General features: G+C 73.3%; 16 protein-coding genes. 2 read left to right on the top strand and 14 right to left on the bottom strand.

Going from position 1 to position 20477, the window contains the following annotated elements; genetic code table 11:
- Positions 1-519 precede the first annotated feature (519 nt).
- The 13 genes from ACFRAR_RS32450 to ACFRAR_RS32390 form a co-directional block, all read right to left on the bottom strand.
- Positions 520-3564 (bottom strand): AAA family ATPase, encoded by a 3045-nt coding sequence (locus ACFRAR_RS32450; RefSeq protein ID WP_380702773.1) that lies wholly within the window; start codon positions 3562-3564, stop codon positions 520-522.
- Between the two features lie 134 nt (positions 3565-3698).
- Positions 3699-3857 carry a hypothetical protein gene (locus ACFRAR_RS32445; protein ID WP_380702771.1) on the bottom strand — a complete coding sequence of 53 codons (159 nt, stop codon included), beginning with the start codon at positions 3855-3857 and terminating at the stop codon, positions 3699-3701.
- A 240-nt stretch (positions 3858-4097) separates the two neighbouring features.
- On the bottom strand, positions 4098-5609 hold the full coding sequence (gene gatB / locus ACFRAR_RS32440) for an Asp-tRNA(Asn)/Glu-tRNA(Gln) amidotransferase subunit GatB (RefSeq protein ID WP_380702769.1): 1512 nt from the start codon (positions 5607-5609) through the stop codon (positions 4098-4100).
- 83 nt (positions 5610-5692) lie between these two features.
- Entirely contained in the window at positions 5693-5953 is a 261-nt protein-coding gene (locus tag ACFRAR_RS32435; RefSeq protein WP_380702767.1) for a hypothetical protein, read from the bottom strand.
- Positions 5950-7449, bottom strand: a complete 1500-nt coding sequence (gene gatA / locus ACFRAR_RS32430; protein WP_380702781.1) for an Asp-tRNA(Asn)/Glu-tRNA(Gln) amidotransferase subunit GatA — start codon at positions 7447-7449, stop codon at positions 5950-5952. The genes ACFRAR_RS32435 and gatA overlap by 4 nt, the downstream gene beginning before the upstream one ends.
- Positions 7450-7463: 14 nt before the next feature.
- A complete protein-coding gene (gene gatC / locus ACFRAR_RS32425) occupies positions 7464-7760 on the bottom strand; it encodes an Asp-tRNA(Asn)/Glu-tRNA(Gln) amidotransferase subunit GatC (protein WP_030057414.1) in 297 nt (98 codons plus the stop codon).
- Between the two features lie 231 nt (positions 7761-7991).
- The gene (locus ACFRAR_RS32420; RefSeq protein WP_380702765.1) at positions 7992-9803 is read right to left on the bottom strand and encodes a putative bifunctional diguanylate cyclase/phosphodiesterase; all 1812 of its coding nucleotides are present in this window, start codon (positions 9801-9803) and stop codon (positions 7992-7994) included.
- A 322-nt stretch (positions 9804-10125) separates the two neighbouring features.
- Positions 10126-12414: an NAD-dependent DNA ligase LigA gene (ligA, locus tag ACFRAR_RS32415; RefSeq protein WP_380702763.1), complete on the bottom strand. Its 2289-nt coding sequence runs from the start codon at positions 12412-12414 to the stop codon at positions 10126-10128.
- Positions 12415-12433: 19 nt separating this feature from the next.
- Entirely contained in the window at positions 12434-13444 is a 1011-nt protein-coding gene (locus ACFRAR_RS32410) for a methionine synthase (RefSeq protein WP_380702761.1), read from the bottom strand.
- A 75-nt stretch (positions 13445-13519) separates the two neighbouring features.
- The gene (locus ACFRAR_RS32405) at positions 13520-14209 is read right to left on the bottom strand and encodes an SDR family oxidoreductase (protein WP_380702759.1); all 690 of its coding nucleotides are present in this window, start codon (positions 14207-14209) and stop codon (positions 13520-13522) included.
- Between the two features lie 13 nt (positions 14210-14222).
- Positions 14223-14747: a TIGR00730 family Rossman fold protein gene (locus ACFRAR_RS32400; RefSeq protein ID WP_380702757.1), complete on the bottom strand. Its 525-nt coding sequence runs from the start codon at positions 14745-14747 to the stop codon at positions 14223-14225.
- 287 nt (positions 14748-15034) lie between these two features.
- On the bottom strand, positions 15035-16171 hold the full coding sequence (gene mnmA / locus ACFRAR_RS32395) for a tRNA 2-thiouridine(34) synthase MnmA (protein WP_380702754.1): 1137 nt from the start codon (positions 16169-16171) through the stop codon (positions 15035-15037).
- 75 nt (positions 16172-16246) lie between these two features.
- Entirely contained in the window at positions 16247-17428 is a 1182-nt protein-coding gene (locus ACFRAR_RS32390; RefSeq protein ID WP_380702752.1) for a cysteine desulfurase family protein, read from the bottom strand.
- A 220-nt stretch (positions 17429-17648) separates the two neighbouring features.
- Between ACFRAR_RS32390 and ACFRAR_RS32385 the strand changes: the two genes are divergently transcribed.
- Complete coding sequence (locus tag ACFRAR_RS32385) at positions 17649-18419, top strand: IclR family transcriptional regulator (protein ID WP_380702750.1); 771 nt, start codon at positions 17649-17651, stop codon at positions 18417-18419.
- Here ACFRAR_RS32385 and ACFRAR_RS32380 read toward each other — a convergent pair.
- Positions 18325-18984, bottom strand: coding sequence for a trimeric intracellular cation channel family protein (locus tag ACFRAR_RS32380; protein WP_380702748.1), 660 nt, complete (start codon positions 18982-18984; stop codon positions 18325-18327). The two genes, ACFRAR_RS32385 and ACFRAR_RS32380, sit on opposite strands and share 95 nt — an antisense overlap.
- Positions 18985-19107: 123 nt before the next feature.
- Between ACFRAR_RS32380 and ACFRAR_RS32375 the strand changes: the two genes are divergently transcribed.
- Positions 19108-20430 carry an acyltransferase family protein gene (locus ACFRAR_RS32375; protein WP_380702746.1) on the top strand — a complete coding sequence of 441 codons (1323 nt, stop codon included), beginning with the start codon at positions 19108-19110 and terminating at the stop codon, positions 20428-20430.
- Positions 20431-20477 lie beyond the last annotated feature (47 nt).

Raw genomic sequence — 20477 nt, 5'->3', positions numbered from 1 at the left:
TCGGACGTACGCGATGGCCTGGCACCCCGTCAGGACGGCGACCCAGGGGGTGGGCGGCCTGCCGACCGCCACACCGTACCGATGCTCCCAAAAGGGACCCTACACCAATTCCGTCACTCAATGACACGCACACTCAACTTAGAGTAATGGCGAAAGGGTGGGGAAATGCCCACGATTCCTACGGATCGGCCCGGTTGGCGGCGGCGCGCGGGCGGGGGCTCACGCGGCGCGCACGGGAGCACGCGGCAGCGCCCGAACACCGGTCGCAGGGTGGACGAACGGCCGGGCCCGGCCCGGGGGGGCCCGGCCCGGGCGGGGGGGGGGGGGGGGGCGACCGCGGGGGGGGGGGGGAGCCGCGCTGCACCCCGCCGCCGGCCACCTCCCCCTCGCCCTGGGGGGACGAGTGGCGGGCCGGGTCGGGCGGGCCCCGGTCCGGGCCGGCGGTGGAGTGCCGGACAGCCGGTGGAGCGCTGCTCAGCGGGCCCGGGGCGGCGCCCGGAAGCCCGGAAGGGGCGGCCCTCAGCGGCCCGAGGGGGCCAGGTCGTCCGGGAACAGCCGCAGCCGGTGCGCCAGCGCGGCCGCCTCGCCCCGGCCGCCGACGGCGAGCTTGCCGAGGATGTTGGAAACGTGCACGCTCGCGGTCTTCGGAGAGATGTACAGTTCCTCGGCGATCTGCCGGTTGGTCCAGCCGCGCGCGAGCAGCCGGAGCACGTCCCGCTCACGGGGAGTGAGGTTGAAGGAGTCCCCGGCGGCCGGGGCGGGCACCTTGGCGGTGGCGGTCCGCCCGGCCGGGGCGAGGTTCAGCCCGGCCCGCTCGGCCAGGGCGGCGATCTGCCCGCCGAGCGGCCGGTCCCCCCGGACGGCCGCCAGTTCGGCCGCCTCGCGCAGCAGTTCGGCGCCGACCTCGCGCCGCCCGGCCTGCACCTCGGCCTCGCCGGCCCGCAGCAGCGCGAGCGCCAGCGGGTACGGCAGGCCCGTCGGCCGCAGCGCCTCGACCGCGGCGGCCCACTGCGCGGGGGTGTCCGCGCCCTCGGCACGGGCCAGTTCGGCCTCCAGCAGCCGGGCCCAGCCGTGCTGCAGCGGCGCCCGGGGCCGCAGTCCGGCCGCCACCGCGGTGATCGCGGCCAGTGCCTCCGGGCGGCCCGCCGCGGCCTGCGGCAGGCCCCGGCTGTCCGCCTCCACCCCGGCGGCCTCGACCAGCAGCGGGTAGACGTCGGACTCGGAACCGGTCCGCCCCTCGTCCGCGAGCACGGCGAGCAGTTCGGCCCGGGCCTCCAGCGGCCGCCCGGCGTGCGCGGCCAGCCGCACGGCCAGCCGGCTGATCGGCACACTGTGCTGGGCCTGGCCGATCCGGTTGGCGGCCCGGGCCTGCGCCAGCATCGTCCCCGCGGCGGGCAGGTCCCCCTGGAGCAGGGCGAGTTCGCCGCGTATCCGGTCCAGGAACTCGGCGTGGGTGCCGCCCGGGCTGGTCAGCTCGCAGGCGGCGAGCACCTCGTCGGCCTCCCGCAGCCGCCCGAGGTCGGCCAGCGACTCGGCCAGGTTGCCGGTCAGGATGGTGCCGATGTTGCGCAGCAGGCCCTTTCCGTCCGCGAACTCCAGGCCCTCCCGGCTCAGTTCGACGGCCTCCTCGGCCCGGCCCAGGCCGCGTCGCATGCTGGCCAGGTTGTTGATCCCGCGCAGCAGCAGGTCCGGCACGCCCAGCTCGCGGGCCCGCTCGACCGCGCCGGCGAGTTCGGCCAGCCCGCCCTCGGCGTCGGCCTGCACGTCGTAGCGCAGGCTGCCGAGGGTCATCCGGGCGTGCACCTCGACCGAGGTCGCGCCGACCTCCCGGGCGATCCGGATCGCCCGCTCGGTCAGCTCGATGTGCTCGGGGCCGGGCGTCTTGAGCATGGCGGAGTTGGCGCTGAGCGCGAACACCTCGGCCTGCACCGCGGACGGCGGCAGGTGCTCCACCAGCCGGTGGGCGTGGGCGATCTCCTCGTCGTCCCCGGAGCGGCGGAGGTTGCCCAGCATCCGGGCCCGGTTGATCCGGAACCAGGCCGCGCGCACCGGGTGCTCGGCCTCGTCGACCAGCCGGATGCCGCGCTTGGCCAGGCTCAGGCCGCGCTCGCGGTCGCCGCAGCGCCTGGCCGCGACCACCGCCTCGGCCAGCACGTCGACCAGCTGGATCCGGTCGCACTCCTCGCCGGCCGACTCCTCGTCGCAGGAGCCGGGCGGGTAGGTCTCGGCCCAGTCGTACGGGCGCAGGGTGTGCGCCAGCACCTCCTCGGAGACCTGGTCCCACAGCTCCAGCGCCCGTTCCAGCATGCCGAGTTGCTCGGCGAAGGCGTTGCGGCGGCGGGCCGCGCGGGCGGCGTCCAGGGCGGTCGGCAGGGCGCGGGCCGGATCGTGCGCGTGGTACCAGTAGTTGGCCAGCCGGGCGGCCAGCGCGTCGCCGGGGACCAGCTGCGGCTGGGCCTCCACGGCGAGTGCGAACTTGCGGTTGATCCGGTGCCGTTCGCCGGGCAGCAGGTCGTCCGAGACCGCCTCGCGGACCAGCGCGTGCCGGAACCGGTAGCCCTCGCCCTCGCTGTCCGGCCGCAGGATGTTGGCTCCGACGGCCGCCCGCAGCGCCTCGATCAGCGCTTCCTCGTCGTCCAGGACGGCGGCCAGCAGGGCGTGTTCGACGTGCGAGCCGCCCTCGGCGGCGATCCGCACCACCCGCTGGGCCTCCTCGTCCAGGCCCTCGACCCGCACCAGCAGGATGTCCCGCAGCGAGTCGGTCAGCCCGGCGCCGCAGCCGTCCTCGAAGGCGGTGGCCAGCTCCTCGACGAAGAACGGGTTGCCCTCCGAGCGGCGGTGGATGCGGTCCACCAGCTGGCGGTCGGGGGCGGCGGTGCCGAGGATGCCGGCCAGCTGGGCGGCCACCTCGCGGCGGTCGAACCGCGCCAGCTCCAGCCGCTGGACGGTGCGCAGCCGTTCGAGTTCGGCCAGGAAGGGGCGCAGCGGGTGCCGGCGGTGCAGGTCGTCGGTGCGGTACGTGGCGACCAGCAGCACCCGGGAGCGGTGCAGGGTGCGGACCAGGAAGGCGAGCAGCTCGCGGGTGGAACGGTCGGACCAGTGCAGGTCCTCGATGGCGAGGACGAGGGTACGCTCCGCGCCGAGCCGCTCGAACAGCCTCGCGGTGTGCTCGAACAGCCGGGCCCGGCCGTACTCGTCGTTGGGTTCGCCGTCCGCCTCGCCGAACTCGGATATCAGCTGGGCGAGGTGGCCCTCGCTGCCGGCCGCGGCGGCCTCCAGTTCGACGCCCAGCGAGCGGTGCAGCCGGCGCAGCGCGGCGGCCAGCGGCGCGTACGGCAGGCCCTCGGCGCCGACCTCCAGACAGCTGCCGAGCGGGGTGACCGCGCCCTGGGCGGCGGCCCGCTCCAGGAACTCCTCCAGCAGCCGGGTCTTGCCGACCCCCGCCTCGCCGCCGATCAGGACGGCCTGCGGGCTGCCGGTGCCCGCGCGGCGCAGCGCGTCGGTCAGCGCGGTGATCTCGCTGCCACGGCCGACGAAGACGGGGCTGACCGATATCTGCTGCATGGAGGCGAGCATGCCATAGCCGGCAGGGCCCGGAGGAGGGGTTATCTCCCGGGGCGAACGCCCGGAGGGGGAGACGCTCACCCGCAGCGTCTCCCCCTCCGTGACCACCTCGGCACCGTCGTGGTGCCGTGTCGTCAGCATTCGGCCTGGCGCACGGGGCGCCGCTGGAAGCGGGCGGCGACCGGGCGCTGCCGCAGTCGGCGGGCCTCCTTCGCCTCACGCACCAGGCGCTCGTGTTCGGCGCGGGCCACGAGCTCGTGGGCCTGTTGCTGGAAGGTCTGGTACTCGATCACTTCGGTTCCCCCTGTGGGTTTCGCTCCGTCGTCTTCCTGACGAGTAAGAGCTTCCTCTCCCAGCGGGGGTGGCCACATCGGGAGCGTGCCCGATGTTTCGAAGGCCGGATGCCTTAGACGGGGCGCCGGAAAAGGTTTAAGGCCCTGCCTCACCTAGTTCTAGAGGTGAGACAGGGCCTTAGACCTTACTTAGGGGGCCTTAGACGCCTTAGATGCCTTAGGAAGGAGGGGTTGCTGTGCTTACTGGCCTTCCACGGCGAGCCGCTCCAGGATCAGATCCTTCACGCGGGCGGCGTCCGCCTGGCCGCGGGTGGCCTTCATGACCGCGCCGACCAGCGCGCCCACGGCCTGGACCTTGCCGTCGCGGATCTTGGCGGCGATCGCCTCGTTCTCGGCGATCGCCTGGTCGACGGCGGCGCCCAGCGCGGAGTCGTCCGAGACCACGGCCAGGCCGCGCTTCTCGACGATCTCGTCCGGCTCGCCCTCGCCGGCCAGCACGCCCTCGATGACCTGGCGGGCCAGCTTGTCGTTCAGCTTGCCCTCGGCGACCAGCGCGGTGACCCGGGCGACCTGCGCCGGGGTGATCGGCTGCTCGCTCAGCTCGGTGCCGGTCTCGTTGGCGCGGCGGGCCAGCTCGCCCATCCACCACTTGCGGGCCTGGTCGGCCGGGGCACCGGCCGCGATGGTCTCCTGGATCGGACCGACGGCACCGGCGTTGAGCACCGACTGCATGTCCTTGTCGGACAGGCCCCACTCGGCCTGCAGCCGGGCGCGGCGCACCCGCGGCAGCTCGGGCAGGGCGGCGCGCAGTTCCTCGACCCACTCGCGGGCGGGGGCCACCGGCACCAGGTCCGGCTCGGGGAAGTAGCGGTAGTCCTCGGCGTTGTCCTTGATCCGGCCCGAGGTGGTGGTGCCGTTGTCCTCGTGGAAGTGGCGGGTCTCCTGGATGATGCTGCCGCCGTCGGTCAGCACCGTCGCGTGCCGCTGGACCTCGAACCGGGCGGCCCGCTCCACGCTGCGCAGGGAGTTGACGTTCTTGGTCTCCGAGCGGGTGCCGAACTTCTCGGTGCCGTTCGGGCGCAGCGACAGGTTGACGTCGCAGCGCATCTGGCCCTTGTCCATCCGGGCCTCGGAGACGCCCAGCGAGCGGATCACCTCGCGCAGCTCGGCGACGTACGCCTTGGCGACCTCGGGGGCGCGCTCACCGGCGCCCTCGATCGGCTTGGTGACGATCTCGATCAGCGGGATGCCGGCCCGGTTGTAGTCGAGCAGCGAGTGGGTGGCGCCGTGGATGCGGCCGGTGGCCCCGCCGACGTGGCTGGACTTGCCGGTGTCCTCCTCCATGTGGGCGCGCTCGATCTCCACGCGGAAGGTCGAGCCGTCCTCCAGCTGCACGTCGAGGTAGCCGTTGAAGGCGATCGGCTCGTCGTACTGCGAGGTCTGGAAGTTCTTGGGCATGTCCGGGTAGAAGTAGTTCTTCCGCGCGAACCGGCACCACTCGGCGATCTCGCAGTTCAGCGCCAGGCCGATCTTGACGGCCGACTCCACGCCGATCGCGTTGACCACCGGCAGCGAACCGGGCAGGCCCAGGCAGGTCGGGCAGGTCTGGCTGTTCGGCTCGGCACCCAGCTCGGTCGAGCAACCACAGAACATCTTGGTCTTGGTACCCAGCTCGACGTGGACCTCAAGGCCCATCACCGGGTCGTACGACGCGAGAGCGTCCTCGTAGGAGACCAGGTTCATGACGCTCACAGCGTCCCTTCTCACTTGAAGCTTGGGAGGTACGGGCCCGGCCGCCGCGTCGCGCGGGGCCGGGCCGGGGCGCACGGTTCGGCTCAGCCCAGCAGCACGTCGTCGGAGCCCAGCCGGCGCAGCTCGCGCACCAGCAGGGCGGTGCCGGTGATCAGCGCGGCCGCGCCGACCAGCGCGTTGACCAGCTTGAGGGTGTCGCTCTCCTCGCGGGCCTTGCGGACGTCCTTGGCGATGGAGACCGCGCCGAACGCGCTGGTGCCGATGGACAGCCACAGCCCGGGCTTCGAGTGCTTGAAGCCCTTGAGCGAAGCGGACTGGGTCTTCGCCTTCTCGATCTTGCTCACAGTGCCGGTGCCTCCTCCAGCAGGGTGTGCCCCCACTTGTCGTTGAGTGCGGCCTCGACGGCGCCGCCCACGCGGTACAGACGGTCGTCCGCCATCGCGGGTGCGATGATCTGGAGGCCGACCGGGAGATTGTCCTCCGGGGCCAGGCCGACCGGCAGCGACATGGCCGCGTTGCCCGCCAGGTTCGACGGGATCGTGCACAGGTCGGCCAGGTACATCGCCATCGGGTCGTCGGCGCGCTCGCCGATCGGGAATGCGGTGGTCGGCGTGGTCGGCGAGACCAGGACGTCCACGCCCGCGAAGGCGGCGTCGAAGTCGCGCGAGATGAGCGTGCGGACCTTCTGGGCCGAGCCGTAGTAGGCGTCGTAGTAGCCCGAGGACAGCGCGTAGGTGCCCAGGATGATGCGGCGCTTGACCTCGTCGCCGAAGCCGGCCTCGCGGGTCAGCGCGGTGACCTCCTCGGCCGAGCGCGAGCCGTCGTCACCGACCCGCAGGCCGTAGCGCATGGCGTCGAAGCGGGCCAGGTTGGAGGAGCACTCCGACGGGGCGATCAGGTAGTACGCCGGCAGCGCCAGGGTGAAGGACGGGCAGGAGACCTCGACGACCTCGGCGCCCAGCTCGCGCAGCAGCTCCACCGACTCGTCGAAGCGCTGCATCACGCCGGCCTGGTAGCCCTCGCCGGCGAACTCCTTGACGACGCCGATCCGCATGCCGCGGATGTCGCGCATCTTCGCCGCCTCGACCACGGCCGGGACCGGCGCGTCGATCGAGGTGGAGTCCAGCGGGTCGTGCCCGGCGATGGCCTCGTGCAGCAGCGCCGCGTCCAGCACGGTACGGGCGCACGGGCCGCCCTGGTCGAGCGAGGACGAGAACGCCACCAGGCCGTAGCGGGACACCGAGCCGTAGGTCGGCTTGACGCCGACGGTGCCGGTGACGGCACCGGGCTGACGGATCGAGCCGCCGGTGTCGGTGCCGATCGCCAGCGGGGCCTCGAAGGCGGCCAGCGCGGCGGCCGAACCGCCGCCGGAGCCGCCGGGGATGCGGGTGAGGTCCCACGGGTTGCCGGTCGGGCCGTACGCCGAGTTCTCGGTGGAGGAGCCCATCGCGAACTCGTCCATGTTGGTCTTGCCGAGGATGACCACGTCCGCGTTCTTCAGACGGCTGGTCAGGGTGGCGTCGTACGGCGGGATCCAGCCTTCGAGCATCTTCGACCCACAGGTGGTCGGGATGCCCTTGGTGGTGAAGACGTCCTTGAGCGCGAGCGGGACGCCGGCCAGCGGGCCCAGCTCCTCGCCCTTGGCGCGCTTGGCGTCGACGGCCTTGGCCGCGGCCAGCGCGCCCTCGGTGTCGACGTGCAGGAAGGCGTTGACCTTCTTGTCGACGGCGTCGATGCGGTCCAGGTGCGCCTGCGCGACCTCGACGGCGGACACCTCGCCCTTGGCGATGGCGCTCGCGGTCTCGGCGGCGGTCCACTTAATGATCGGGGTGGGAATCATCTCGGTCATCTCGGTCAGTCCTCCCCGAGGATCTGCGGCACACGGAAACGCTGCTCCTCGGCGGCGGGGGCGCCGGACAGCGCCTGCTCCGGGGTGAGCGACGGCCGCACCTCGTCCGCGCGCATGACGTTGGTCAGCGGCAGCGGGTGGGAGGTCGGCGGGACGTCCTGTCCGGCGACTTCGGAAACGCGGGCGACCGCGCCGATGATCACGTCGAGCTGCTCGGCGAAGTGGTCCAGCTCTTCGGGCTTCAGCTCAAGACGCGACAGCCGGGCGAGGTGGGCGACCTCCTCGCGCGTGATGCCAGGCATGCAGCGATCCTCAGGGTGAGTTCTGGTGAGACCCGGCGACGCCTCACGACGGTGCCGGGCCCGGGCAGGAGCAGCCGGGTTCGCCGCTCCGTCCTCGTGGTCTTTGGACCCCATCCTATGGGGCCCGGCCCGTACACCGGCCAACGCGTGATCCGAGGCGCCCGTCACCGGCCCGGGCGCGACGCCCGGCGGACGCCGTCGGGGGGACGGCGTCGGGCGGACGGCGGCGGCCTACTGCGGGCCGCTGCGGGCCCAGCCCTGCGGGCCCGGGGCCTTGACCTCCAGGTGCGCGGTCGGCACCACCTGGGTCACCGGCGGCCGGACGGGCGGGATGACGGGTGGCCGGACGGGCGGCCGGACGGGCGGCCGGACGGGCGGGAGCGTCGGCGGCAGCACCGGCGGCCTGGCGCCGCCCTGGCCCGGCTGGAAGCCGGCGTGCAGCTGGGGCGGCACGCCCAGCCGCTCCACCGGCGGGGCGCCGGTGCGGTGCACCCGCAGCCAGGCGGTGGCCTGCTCGGCCGGCAGCGCGGCCGACACCAGCCAGCCCTGGACGGCGTCCACGCCCATGCAGTGCAGCCGCTCCCAGGTCTCGTCGTCCTCGACGCCCTCGGCGACCACGGTCAGGCCCAGCGAGTGGGCGAGCTCCACCGAGCAGCGGACCACCGCCGCGTCGTGGTCGTCGGCGACCATCCGGGAGACGAAGGAGCGGTCGATCTTCAGTTCGCCGACCGGCAGGCTGCGCAACCGCACCAGCGAGGAGTGCCCGGTGCCGAAGTCGTCCAGGGACATCCCGACGCCGTAGCCGCGCAGCTCCGCCAGGGTGTCGGCGGCCCGCCGGGAGTCGTCCAGCAGCAGCCGCTCGGTGATCTCCAGCTGGAGCGCGTGGGCCGGCACCTGGTGGCGCACGAGGTGGCCGGCCACCCGCTGGGCGAAGCCGGGGTTGAGCACGTCGCGCGGCGAGACGTTGACCGCGACCTGCACCTGGAGCCCCTGGTCGCGCCAGTACGCGAGCTGGCCGACGGCCGCCTCCAGCACGTAGTCGGTGAGCCGGGGCATCAGGCCGCTGGACTCGGCGAGCCCGACGAACTCGTCCGGCGAGACCTTCCCCTGGCCGGGCCGCTCCCAGCGCAGCAGCGCCTCCAGGCCGACCACCCGGCCGTCGAAGGCCACCTTCGGCTGGTAGTGCAGCTGCACCTCGCCGGTCTCCAGCGCCCGGCGCAGGTCACCCAGCAGCCCGATCCGGTACGGGGTGTCGGCGTCCTGGGTCTCGTCGTACTGGGCGACGCCGCTGCGTCCGCGCTGGGCGTGGCCCATCGCGACGTCGGCCCGGCGCAGCAGCGACTCGGCGTCCTGGGCGTGCTGGGGGTAGACGCAGACGCCGCCGCAGGCCTCCAGGACGAGCAGCAGCCCGTCCAGCCGGATCGGGGCGGCGAGTTCGGCGATCAGCGCCTTGGCGACCCGTTCCAGACTGTCCGGGCAGTTGATGCCGGGCAGCAGGACGGCGAACTCGTCGCCGCCCATCCGGGCCACCATCGGGCGGCCGCGGCGGTAGTGCCGGGGCAGGCCGGCGAAGACGTCGTCGATGGACTCCCGGGTGGCGCTGCCGGCCGGGCCGCCTGAGCGCAGGGCCCGGTGCAGCCGGCGAGCGATGTGAACCAGCAGCCGGTCCCCGGCCGTATGACCGAGTGTGTCGTTGAGCGATCGGAAGCGATCGAGGTCGAGAAGGATGAGACCGACGCTGTAGCCCTGTTCGCACTCCGCGATCGCCTCCTGGGCGGCCAGCAGCAGGGCCTGACGGTTGGGCAGATCCGTCAGCGGGTCGGTCAGCTGGTCGCGGGCGCGGTCCCGGGCGATCCGCCAGGCCGCCACCAGCACCGCCAGGGGCACGGCGAACAGCGGCAGCAACTCGGGTTCGTACCGGTAGACCAGGACGGCCAGCGGGATGAGCGGCGCGGCTCCGGCCAGCAGCACGCCGAGCAGCAGGACCGCACCCGCCACCCCCTGCGGCGGGCGTGTGGGCGCACCGCCGGTCGTACGATCCATAAGCCCTGTCCTCCGTCGGGCCCGCCCCGTCAGGCCGCCTTACGGTGAGGCACCGTGCCGGTACCGACAGCTGCCGGGCATGGAGCGACCCCGAGGAGCACCGGCCCAGCCGGTGCCCCCACCCCTGCTGACACTCTGTTGCGCTCCAGGGTAAGCCGGGGTCCACCCGGTGGGCAGACTTTCGGACAACCGGAAACGCGCCACCGCGCACGGGCGCCGCACAGTGACACAATGCCCGCTTTCACCGTGCGGCACCCGATGACGCTGCATCAGGACGATAACAACACCGATCCGGTCAGCGGCCGCTCGGGTCGGCTCGGGATCAGTCCCCGGCGGGCTCCTCCTTGGCCTCCTCGGCCCCTTCCGGCTCCGGAAGTCCCAGGTGGGCACGGGCGGCGGCGGGCCCGTCGGCGAGCAGGACGGCGAACCCCGCGTCGTCCAGGACCGGCAGGCCGAGCTGAACAGCCTTGTCGTACTTGGACCCGGGGTTGTCACCGGCGACCACGAAATCGGTCTTCTTCGAAACGGAACCGGTCACCTTCGCTCCGCGCGAGGTCAGCGCCTCCTTGGCGCCGTCCCGGGTGTGCCCGGCCAGGGTGCCCGTCACCACGACGGTGAGCCCCTCCAGCGGGCGCTCCCCCTCCTCCTCGTCCGCGAACTCCTCGGTGAAGCGGACGTCGTCCGCCCGCCACTTCCGCAGGATCTCCTGGTGCCAGTCCTCCGCGTACCACTCCCGGATCGACCGGGCGATGGTCGGGCCGACCCCCTCGACGGCCGCCAACTGCTCCTCGGTCGCCTCGAAGATCCGGTCCAGGTCGCGGAACTCCCGGGCCAGCGCCTGCGCGGCGACCGGGCCGACGTGCCGGATCGACAGGCCGTTGACGAACCGCCACAGCGGCCGCGTCTTCGCCGCCGCCAGGTTGTCGAGCAGCAGCTGGAGCGACTTCTTCGGCTCGCCCTTGGTGGTGGCGAAGAAGAAGACCTCCTTCTCCTTGCCCGTCCGGTCGTCCAGCTTCGGCATGCCCGTCTTCGGGTCCCGGACCAGCACCTTGATCGGCAGCAGCTTCTCCTCCGTCAGCCGGAAGATGTCCGCCTCGTTCCCCACCGGCGCCTCGGCCGGCTCCAGCGGCTGGGTCAGCGCGGTGGCCGCGACGTAGCCGAGCCCCTCGACGTCCAGGCAGGACCGCCCGCCGAGGAAGGCGATCCGCTCGCGGATCTGCGCCGGGCAGTGCTGCGCGTTGGGACAGCGCAGGTCGATGTCCCCCTCGGACATCGGGCGCAGCTCGGTGCCGCACTCCGGGCAGTGCGAGGGCATCACGAAGGCCTGCTCGGTGCCGTCCCGCAGGTCGTAGACCGGGCCGAGGATCTCCGGGATGACGTCGCCGGCCTTGCGCAGCACCACGGTGTCGCCCAGCAGCACGTCCTTGGCCTTGACGATCTCCTGGTTGTGCAGCGTCGCGTACTGCACCATCGACCCGGCCACCTTCACCGGCTCGGCCAGCACCGCGAACGGCGTCGCCCGGCCCGTGCGGCCGACACCGACCCGGATCTCGGCCAGCTTGCCGGTGACCTCCTCCGGCGGGTACTTCCAGGCGATCGCCCAGCGCGGGGACTTGGAGGTCGCGCCGAGCCGGCCCTGGAGGGCGATCTCGTCCACCTTCACCACGACGCCGTCGATCTCGTGCTCGACCGAGTGCCGCTGCTCGCCGAAGCGCTTGATGAAGGCCCGCACCTCCGCGAGCGACCCCACCACCTTGTTGTGCCGGGCGGTCGGCAGGCCCCAGTCGTGCAGCAGCCGGTAGGCGTGCGACTGGTTGTCGATGTCGAAGCCGACCCGGGCGCCGATCCCGTGCACCACCATGTGCAGCGGGCGGGAGGCGGTGACGTGCGGGTCCTTCTGGCGCAGCGAACCGGCGGCGGCGTTGCGGGGGTTCATGAACAGCCGGATCATCGCCCGGGGCCGCTTGCCCTCCTCGGCGCGCTCCTCGTTCTCCTGCCGGCGGCGCTCGTTCTCCTCCGCGAAGGAGGCGTTGAGCGCGTCGAACTCCTCGGTCGGGAAGTAGACCTCGCCGCGGATCTCCACCAGCTCGGGGACGTTCTCCCCCGTGAGCCGGTGCGGGATCTCCTTGATGGTGCGGACGTTGGCGGTGATGTCCTCGCCGACCCGGCCGTCACCGCGCGTCGCCGCCTGCGTCAACTGGCCGTTCTCGTACGTGAGGTTGACGGCCAGGCCGTCCACCTTGAGCTCGCACAGGTAGTGGTAGTCGATGCCGTGCAGCTCGGTGGCGACCCGCTCGGCCCAGGCGGCCAGCTCCTCGTCGTCCATCGCGTTGTCCAGGCTGAGCAGCCGCTCCCGGTGCTCGACCTCCGCGAACAGCACGGTGGCGGCCCCGCCGACCCGCTGGCTCGGCGAGTCCGGGGTGACCAGGGCCGGGTGCTCGGCCTCGATCGCCTCCAGGTCCCGCATCAGCGCGTCGAACTCGGCGTCACTGATGACGGGCGCGTCCTGCTCGTAGTACCGGGCGCGGTGGTCGCTGATCTCCTGCGCCAGCTCCGCGTGCCGCCTGCGCACCTCCGCCGGGACGTCCTCCCAGCCCTCGACAGCCGTCACCGCAAGCCCTCCTACGTTCTCATTCCGGGTTGTCCACCAGGCTCTGTGCCGCCCGGGCGCTCTGGGAGAGCGCCCTGCGCGCGTACGCCGGGGAGGCCCCGGCCAGCCCGCAGGTGGGCGTCACCAGCACGCGGCGGCCCAGCAGCTCCGGAGCGAACCCGAGCCTGCGCCACAAGGTCCTGACACCCTGGACACTACCGGCAGGGTCGGACACTGCCTGGTCAGTGGCGGGGACGACACCAGCGAGGATCATCGTGCCGCCCTCCACCGCCTCGCCGAGGTCGTCGTCCTGGCGCTCGGTGAGGAGCGAGAAGTCGAGCGAGATCCCGGCGACGCCGGCCCGGCGCAGCAGCGGCACCGGAACCTCCGGCGCGCAGCTGTGCACCACCACGGGCGCGTCCAGGCCCCGGACGGTCTCCCGCAGCACCTCCTCGGCGACCTGCCGGTCGACGGCGCGCAGCCGCTGGAAGCCGCTGGCGGTCTTCACCGACCCGGCCAGCACGGCGGGCAGCGAGGGCTCGTCCAGCTGGAGGACGACCTCGGCGCCCGGCACCCGCCTGCGGACGTCCGCGAGGTGGCGGCGCAGGCCCTCGGTGAGCGAACCGGCGATGTCCCGGCAGGCGCCCGGGTCGGCGAGCGCCTTCTCGCCGTGCTTGAGCTCGATGCTCGCCGCCAGCGTCCAGGGGCCGACGGCCTGGACCTTGAGCGCGCCCCGGTAGCCCTGGGTGAACTCCTCCAGGGCGTCCAGGTCCTCGCCGAGCCAGGAGTGGGCGCGCCGGGTGTCCCGGCCCGGACGGTCGGTGAACCGCCAGCCGCTCGGCTCGGTCTGCGCGAACAGCTCGACCAGCAGGCCGGCGCCGCGCCCGATCATGTCGGCGCCCGGCCCGCGCGCGGGCAGCTCGGGCAGGAACGGCAGGTGCTCCAGCGCTCCGGTGGCGGTCTTGGCGGCCTCCCGGGCGTCGGTGCCGGGCAGCGAGCCGACGCCGGTGGCGGCGCCGCGCAGGTCGGGGAAGGGATGTGGGGTGCTCACCCGCCCGAGCCTACTCAGCCGGACGGACGCCGGAGCGCACGGGAAGTCGGCCGGGCCGACTTCCCATGCGACGCACTACCGCCCGGGGCGGACGGTGATGTCGGTGATCTCCGCGTCGCGGGAGGCGTCCAGGGCCGCCAGGATCGCCTTGGCGACGGACTCGGGCTCGATCCAGCGGCCCGCGTCGTACTCCTTGCCCTCCTGCTGGTGCACCTTGACCTGCATCGCGGTGGCGGTGCGGCCCGGGTAGACGGAGGTGACCCGGACGCCGTTGGCCCGCTCCTCGGCGCGCAGCGAGTCGGCGAGCGCCTTGAGGCCGTGCTTGCTGGCCGCGTACGCCGACCAGTCGGCGTGGGCGTTCAGGCCGGCGCCGGAGTTCACGAACAGCACGTGGCCCTTGCCGAGCCGCAGCGACGGCAGCAGCAGCCGGGTCAGCTCGGCGGGGGCGACCAGATTGACGTTCAGGGTCTCCTGCCAGGCCTTGACGGTCAGGTCGCCGACCGGGCCGAGCTCCACCATGCCCGCGACGTGCACCAGCGAGTCCAGCTTCACCGGCAGCTGCTGGTGCCCGAAGGCCCAGGACAGCTTGCCCGGGTCCCCCAGGTCGCCGGCCAGGGTCTTCGCCCCGGGGAAGCGCTCGCGCAGCTCGGCGGCCCGACGGGCGTCGCGGGCCAGCAGCCAGAGCTCGTCTCCGCGCTCGGCGAGCTTCTCGGTCAGGACGGCGCCGATGCCGGAGCCGGCGCCGGTGATCAGATGTGCAGCCATGGAGTCGATCCTCTCAGGCCTTGAGCTGGGCGAACACCTCGGCGGGCGTGTCCGCGAAGGTGATCAGCTCAGCGAGGGGGCGGGGCAGGAAGCCCTCGGTGTCCATCCGCTCCATCTGGGTGCGCAGGCCCGAGTAGAAGCCCTCGGTGTCCAGGACGACGACCGGCTTCTCGAACCTGCCGTGCTTCTTGAGCTCCAGCACCTCGGTCACCTCGTCCAGGGTGCCCAGCCCGCCGACCAGCACGACGATCGCGTCCGCCCGGGCCGCCAGCTCGGCCTTGCGCTCCGAGAGGTCCGCCGTCCACACCAGCTCGTCCGCGCCGACGTACGCCTTGTGCCGCAGCATCTCGACCATGACGCCGACGGTCCTGCCGCCCGCGGCCTTCACCTCGTCGGCCAGGAGGCCCATCAGCCCGGCGTTCGAGCCGCCCCAGACGAGGGTGTGCCCGCCCTCCCCCAGGAGCCGGGCGAACTCCGCGGCGGGGGCGGAGTAGCGGTCGTCGAGTGAGTACGCGGAGCAGAAGACGCAGATATTCATGATGCCGACTGGTCTATCACGCCTGACCCCACCCGCTCACCGGCATTACCTCAACGGCCCGTGCCTGGGCGGGCTCGCGACCGCGACGCCGAGGCCCACCGGACCTCCGCTCGCTCGTCCACCTGCGCTCGGGCCGGTACGCGATGGGGAAGCGACTCGTCGCGGTCGGCATGAGCGCCCTCGCCCCCGGCCGGACGCGGCGAGAATGCGTCACGATTTGCACACCTGCCAGCACTTTGTGTGACCACGCGTGTCATGGACCGACCGCACAGTCACCCGAGGTGGGTTCAGGCCGTGACGGCGGGGCGCTCCGTGGTGGCGATGGTGGCCGAGCCGACGACCCGCGTGCCGTCGTACAGCACGACCGCCTGGCCGGGGGCGATGCCGCGGGCCGGGGAGTCGAGGCTGACCTGGAGGGTGCCGTCGACGACGGCGGCCGAGACCGGCACCTCCTCGCCGTGGGCGCGCAGCTGGGCGGTGTAGCGGCCGTCGGCGAGCGGCTCGGTGCCGCACCAGCGGGGGCGGATGGCGGTCAGCCCGGTGACGTCGAGGCCCTCGACCGGGCCGACGGTGACGGTGTTGTTCACCGGGGAGATGTCCAGCACGTACCGGGGCTTGCCGTCCGCCGCCGGGCGGCCGATCCGCAGGCCCTTGCGCTGGCCGATGGTGAAGCCGTACGCGCCGTCGTGCTCGCCGAGCTTGGTGCCGTCGACGTCGAGGATGTCGCCGGGCGCGGTGCCGAGGTGCTTGGCCAGGAAGCCCTGGGTGTCGCCGTCCGCGATGAAGCAGATGTCGTGACTGTCGGGCTTCTTGGCGACGGCCAGGCCGCGGCGCTCGGCCTCCTCGCGGATGGCTTCCTTGGTGGTGTCGCCGAGCGGGAAGAGCGAGTGGGCGAGCTGCTCGGCGTCGAGCACGCCGAGGACGTACGACTGGTCCTTGGCGGCGTCCACCGCGCGGTGCAGCTCGCGCGAGCCGTCCGGCAGGTCGACGATCCGGGCGTAGTGGCCGGTGCAGACGGCGTCAAAACCGAGCGCGATCGCCTTGTCCAGCAGCGCCGCGAACTTGATCTTCTCGTTGCAGCGCAGGCAGGGGTTCGGGGTGCGCCCGGCCGCGTACTCGGCGACGAAGTCGTCGATCACGTCCTCGCGGAAGCGCTCGGCGAGGTCCCAGACGTAGAAGGGGATGCCGATCACGTCGGCCGCGCGCCACGCGTCCCGGGAGTCCTCGATGGTGCAGCAGCCCCGCGCGCCGGTCCGGAAGGACTGCGGGTTGGCCGAGAGCGCCAGGTGGACGCCCGTCACCTCGTGCCCCGCTTCGACGGCGCGGGCGGCGGCGACGGCGGAGTCGACTCCGCCGGACATCGCCGCGAGCACGCGCAGACGGCCGGTCGAGGGAGTGGTCGGGGCACCCGGGAAGTCAGTCATGGTGACTACAAGCGTACGGGGCCGCCGAACATGCCCCGGCCCTACCGCCGAACATGCCCGGCCCTCGGACGGGGCCTACCGGCGGACCGAGGCCAGCCCCGCGTTGCGCGCCCGCTGGACGACCGGCCCGATGGCCCCCGCCAGCGCCGTGACGTCCTCCTCGACCGAGGTGTGCCCGAGGGAGAAGCGCAGCGAGGCGCGCGCCAGCAGCGGGTCGACGCCCATCGCGAGCAGCACGTGGCTGGGCTGGGGCACCCCGGCGGAGCAGGCCGAGCCGGTGGAGCACTCGATGCCCTGGGCGTCCAGCAGCATCAGCAGCGCGTCGCCCTCGCAGCCGGGGAAGGAGAAGTGTGCGTTGGCGGGCAGCCGGCCCTCGGCCGACGGGTCGCCGTTGTACACCGCGTCCGGGACGGCGGCCAGCACCGAGGCCACCAGCTGCTCCCGCAGCGCGCCCAGGGTGACGGCGTGCTCGGCCCGCCGCTCCACCGCGAGCGCCGCGGCGGCCGCGAAGCCGGCCGAACCGGGGGCGTCCAGGGTGCCGGAGCGCACGTCGCGCTCCTGCCCGCCGCCGTGCAGCAGCGGTACGGGCGTGGCGCCCCGGGAGAGCAGCAGCGCGCCGATGCCGAACGGGCCGCCGATCTTGTGCCCGGTGACGGTGAGCGCGGTGAGGCCCGACTCGGCGAAGGAGACCGGGACCTGACCGAGCGCCTGCACCGCGTCGGCGTGCACCGGGATGCCGTACTCGGCGGCCACGGCGGTCAGTTCGCGCACCGGCTGGACGGTGCCGACCTCGTTGTTGGCCCACATCACGGTGACCAGCGCGACCGCCTCGGGCGCCCGCTCGATCGCCTCGCGCAGTGCCTCGGGGTGCACCCGGCCGTACCCGTCCACCGGCAGGTACTCGACGTCGGCGCCCTCGTGCTCGGAGAGCCAGTGCACCGCGTCCAGCACCGCGTGGTGCTCGACCGGGCTGCACAGCACCCTGGTCCGGGCCGGGTCGGCGTCCCGGCGGGACCAGTACAGGCCCTTGACCGCCAGGTTGTCGGACTCGGTGCCGCCACCGGTGAACACGATCTCGCTCGGGCGGGCGCCCAGGGAGTCGGCCAGCGACTCGCGGGACTCCTCGACCACCCGGCGGGCGCGGCGGCCGGCCGCGTGCAGGGCCGAGGCGTTGCCGACCACCCCCAGGTGCGCCGTCATCGCGGCGATCGCCTCGGGCAGCATCGGCGTGGTCGCCGCATGGTCCAGGTATGGCATAACGAACCGATTGTAGAGCGCGGCACCGCGCGCCCATCCAGCCCTGGCACCGATCCGGCCACCGACCGCACGCAGCACGGCCGGACGACCGCACGCGCCACCGCCGGACGACGACCGCACGCACCACCACCGGACGGCCGCGTCCGGCACTGGTTTACACCTCTGCGCCACCCAGCGGTTAGCCTGGCGCCACCAGTCAGCCGGATCCACGGGATACGCCATGTCGCAGTCGGTCGACCGCGCGCTGACCCTGCTCGACGCACTCGGCGACGCACCGCTCTCGCTGGAGCAGGCCGCCAGCAGCCTCGGGGTGCACAAGTCCACCGCCCTGCGGCTGCTGCGCACCCTGGAGGAGCACGGTTTCGCCCGCCGCCAGCCGGACCTCCGCTACCGCATCGGCGGCCGGGTGCTCTCGCTGGCCCACCGCGCGCTGGAGGACTTCGACGTCCGGCAGGTCGCCGCGCCGTACCTGGCCGCGCTCAGCGCCCGCAGCGGCCTCACCGTCCGGCTCGCGGTGCTGGACGACGGCGAGGTGCTCTACCTGGACGAGGTGGCCGGGCCGCCGGGCGCCGGGCCGTCCCGGATCGGGCGCCGGGCCCCGGTCGAGGGGACGGCGGTCGGCCGGGTGCTGCTCGCCGGCCTCTCCGGAGGAGGGGACGGGGGCGAGGAGCCCGAGCTGGCCGCGGTGCGCCGCCGGGGCTGGGCGGCCGAGTCCTGCGAGCACCGGGAGCCGGTGACCTGCGTGGCCGCACCGGTCGCGGGCAGCGGCGGACGGACGGTCGCGGCCTGCGCGTTGAGCGCCCCGGCGAGCGAGGTGCCACCGGCCGTCCTGGCCCGGATGGTGCCGGAACTGCTCTGCACCGCCGAGGCGATCTCGCTCGCGTACGGCGGCTCGCCTACTCCTCGTTGGTGCGAGAACCGTTGCGGTGCCAGGCCCGTGGTGCCCGCCAGCCGTACCGCAGGGCGAGCATCCGCAGCCCGAAGGCGGTGAGCGCGGCGGCGGTGCCGGTCGGGCCGGTGAGGTGGTCGGTGGCGATCAGCAGCGCGACCATGGTGGCGCCGACCAGGGCCGGGACGGCGTAGATCTCCCGGTCCCAGCGCAGCAGCGAGGGGATCTCCCCGGCCAGCACGTCGCGGATCACGCCGCCGCCGGCCGCGGTCACCATGCCGAGCGCGATCGCCGCGACCGCGCCGAGCCCGAAGTCGTGCGCCTTGGCGGTGCCGGTGACGCAGAACAGCCCGAGCCCGAGCGCGTCCAGGGTCTGCACCGCCCGGTTGATCCGCTCGACTTCCGGGTGCAGGAAGAACACCACCAGTGCGGCGGCCAGCGGGGTCACGAAGTAGCCGAGGTTGGTGAAGGCGGCGACCGGGGTCGCCCCGATCACCAGGTCGCGCATCACGCCACCGCCGAGGGCGGTGACCTCCGCCAGGACACAGATCCCGAAGATGTCCATGTTCTTGCGGACGGCGAGCAGACCCCCGGAGAGGGCGAAGACGAAGATGCCGACGAGGTCCAGCGACTGCTGCACGTCGGACGGGAAGAGCTGGGATGTCACCGTCCATGTGTACCCGATCGTCCGGAAGCTCCGGTGAACGTCCACCGTCCGTATCCGTACGACCGTTCGGGGGCCCGGCGGACGGCGGCCGCCCCGCCGGACGGTTTCCGCTAGCCTCCGGCTGTGAAGTTCGCGACGCCCGGATCGTCCCCCAGGTCCAAGTCCCCCGCCTCCGCCAGGCTCGGCTGGCTCGACGCCCTGCGCGGCATCGCCGCCCTCGCCGTCGCGATGCACCACTTCGGGCTGCTCGACAAGATCCCGCACGGGGACCGGGTGCCGCCGCACCTGGACCTCGGCTTCTTCGGCGTGATGCTGTTCTTCCTGGTCAGCGGCTACATCATCCCGGCCTCGCTGGAACGGCGCGGCGACGTCCGGGCGTTCTGGACCGGGCGGATCTTCCGCATCTACCCCGCGGTGACCGTCGCGGTGGTGGCGAGCCTGCTGGTGCTGCCCCGCGGTGACCAGATCGTGCAGGGCTTCACCTTCGACCACCCGGCGCTGTCGCTCGCCGCCAACGGCCTGCTGCTCCAGGACCTGCTGGGGGTGCCCAGCATGCTCGGGGTGATGTGGTCGCTCGCCTACGAGATGGTCTTCTACTACTTCGTCTCCGCCCTGTTCGTCCAGGGGTGGCACCGGCACAGCGCCCCCGTCGCGGTCGGCTTCGCCGCCGTCGCGCTGCTGCTCGGCGCCTGGCTGCCGATCAGCACCGTCTCGGTGAGCCTGGAGGCCTCCGGGCACCTGGCGGCGGCCGCCGGGATCGTGGTGCTGATGGCGCTGGCCTGCATCGCCACCGCCCGCCCGGACCTGACCCGCTGGGGCGCGCTGCTGCTCGGCGGGCTGGGCCTGGCGCTGATCACGCTGAACAGCCGCTCCACCGGCTTCGAGACGATGCTGATCTTCGCGACGATGTTCGCCGGCACCGTGCTGTACCGGCTGGAGCACTGCCAGATCGACCGGCTCCCGGCCCTGCTCTGCTGCGCCTTCGTCGTCGTGTCCGGTGTCGCGGTCGGCTACCTGTACAACCGGGACACCGCGCTGTGGCACACCTGGACCCCCTCGTGGGAGTCCTTCTCCTTCGCCTACCTGGCCGCCTGGGCGCTGTTCGCGGGCGCCATGCTGCTGCGCCACCGCCGTTTCCCGCGCTGGCTCAGCGGGTTGGGCACGATCAGCTTCTCGGTCTACCTGCTGCACGGCCCGCTGATGTACTTCGTCGGCTGGAAGCTCCGGACCCACCCGCTGCCGTTCGCCGGCCTGATGGGGCAGGCCGTCCTCACCCTCGGCTACCTCGCGGCGCTCGTGGTGCTCTCCTACCTCTCGTACCGGCTGGTCGAGATCCCGTTCCAGAAGCTCGGCCGCACGGTGGTGAAGTCCGTGAACCGCCGCTTCCCGCGCGAGGTGGCGCCGGCCCCGGCGGAGCAGGCCCAGGCCGAGCCCGCGACGCTCTGAACGACGGCTCTGAACGACGAAGCGGCCGCCCGCCCCCGGTGACGGGG

The sequence above is a fragment of the Kitasatospora sp. NPDC056651 genome (genome assembly GCF_042792155.1).
Classification (GTDB): domain Bacteria; phylum Actinomycetota; class Actinomycetes; order Streptomycetales; family Streptomycetaceae; genus Kitasatospora.
This window is presented reverse-complemented; position numbering and strand designations above follow the sequence as displayed.

What these genes read in the sequence shown, in the direction of transcription:
- ACFRAR_RS32450 (WP_380702773.1), bottom strand. Translation starts at nt 3,564, where the DNA reads ATGCAGCAGATATCGGTCAGCCCCGTCTTCGTCGGCCGTGGCAGCGAG.
- gatA (WP_380702781.1), bottom strand. Translation starts at nt 7,449, where the DNA reads ATGATTCCCACCCCGATCATTAAGTGGACCGCCGCCGAGACCGCGAGC.
- gatC (WP_030057414.1), bottom strand. Translation starts at nt 7,760, where the DNA reads ATGCCTGGCATCACGCGCGAGGAGGTCGCCCACCTCGCCCGGCTGTCG.
- ACFRAR_RS32420 (WP_380702765.1), bottom strand. Translation starts at nt 9,803, where the DNA reads ATGGATCGTACGACCGGCGGTGCGCCCACACGCCCGCCGCAGGGGGTG.
- ACFRAR_RS32405 (WP_380702759.1), bottom strand. Translation starts at nt 14,209, where the DNA reads ATGGCTGCACATCTGATCACCGGCGCCGGCTCCGGCATCGGCGCCGTC.
- ACFRAR_RS32400 (WP_380702757.1), bottom strand. Translation starts at nt 14,747, where the DNA reads ATGAATATCTGCGTCTTCTGCTCCGCGTACTCACTCGACGACCGCTAC.
- mnmA (WP_380702754.1), bottom strand. Translation starts at nt 16,171, where the DNA reads ATGACTGACTTCCCGGGTGCCCCGACCACTCCCTCGACCGGCCGTCTG.
- ACFRAR_RS32390 (WP_380702752.1), bottom strand. Translation starts at nt 17,428, where the DNA reads ATGCCATACCTGGACCATGCGGCGACCACGCCGATGCTGCCCGAGGCG.
- ACFRAR_RS32385 (WP_380702750.1), top strand. Translation starts at nt 17,649, where the DNA reads ATGTCGCAGTCGGTCGACCGCGCGCTGACCCTGCTCGACGCACTCGGC.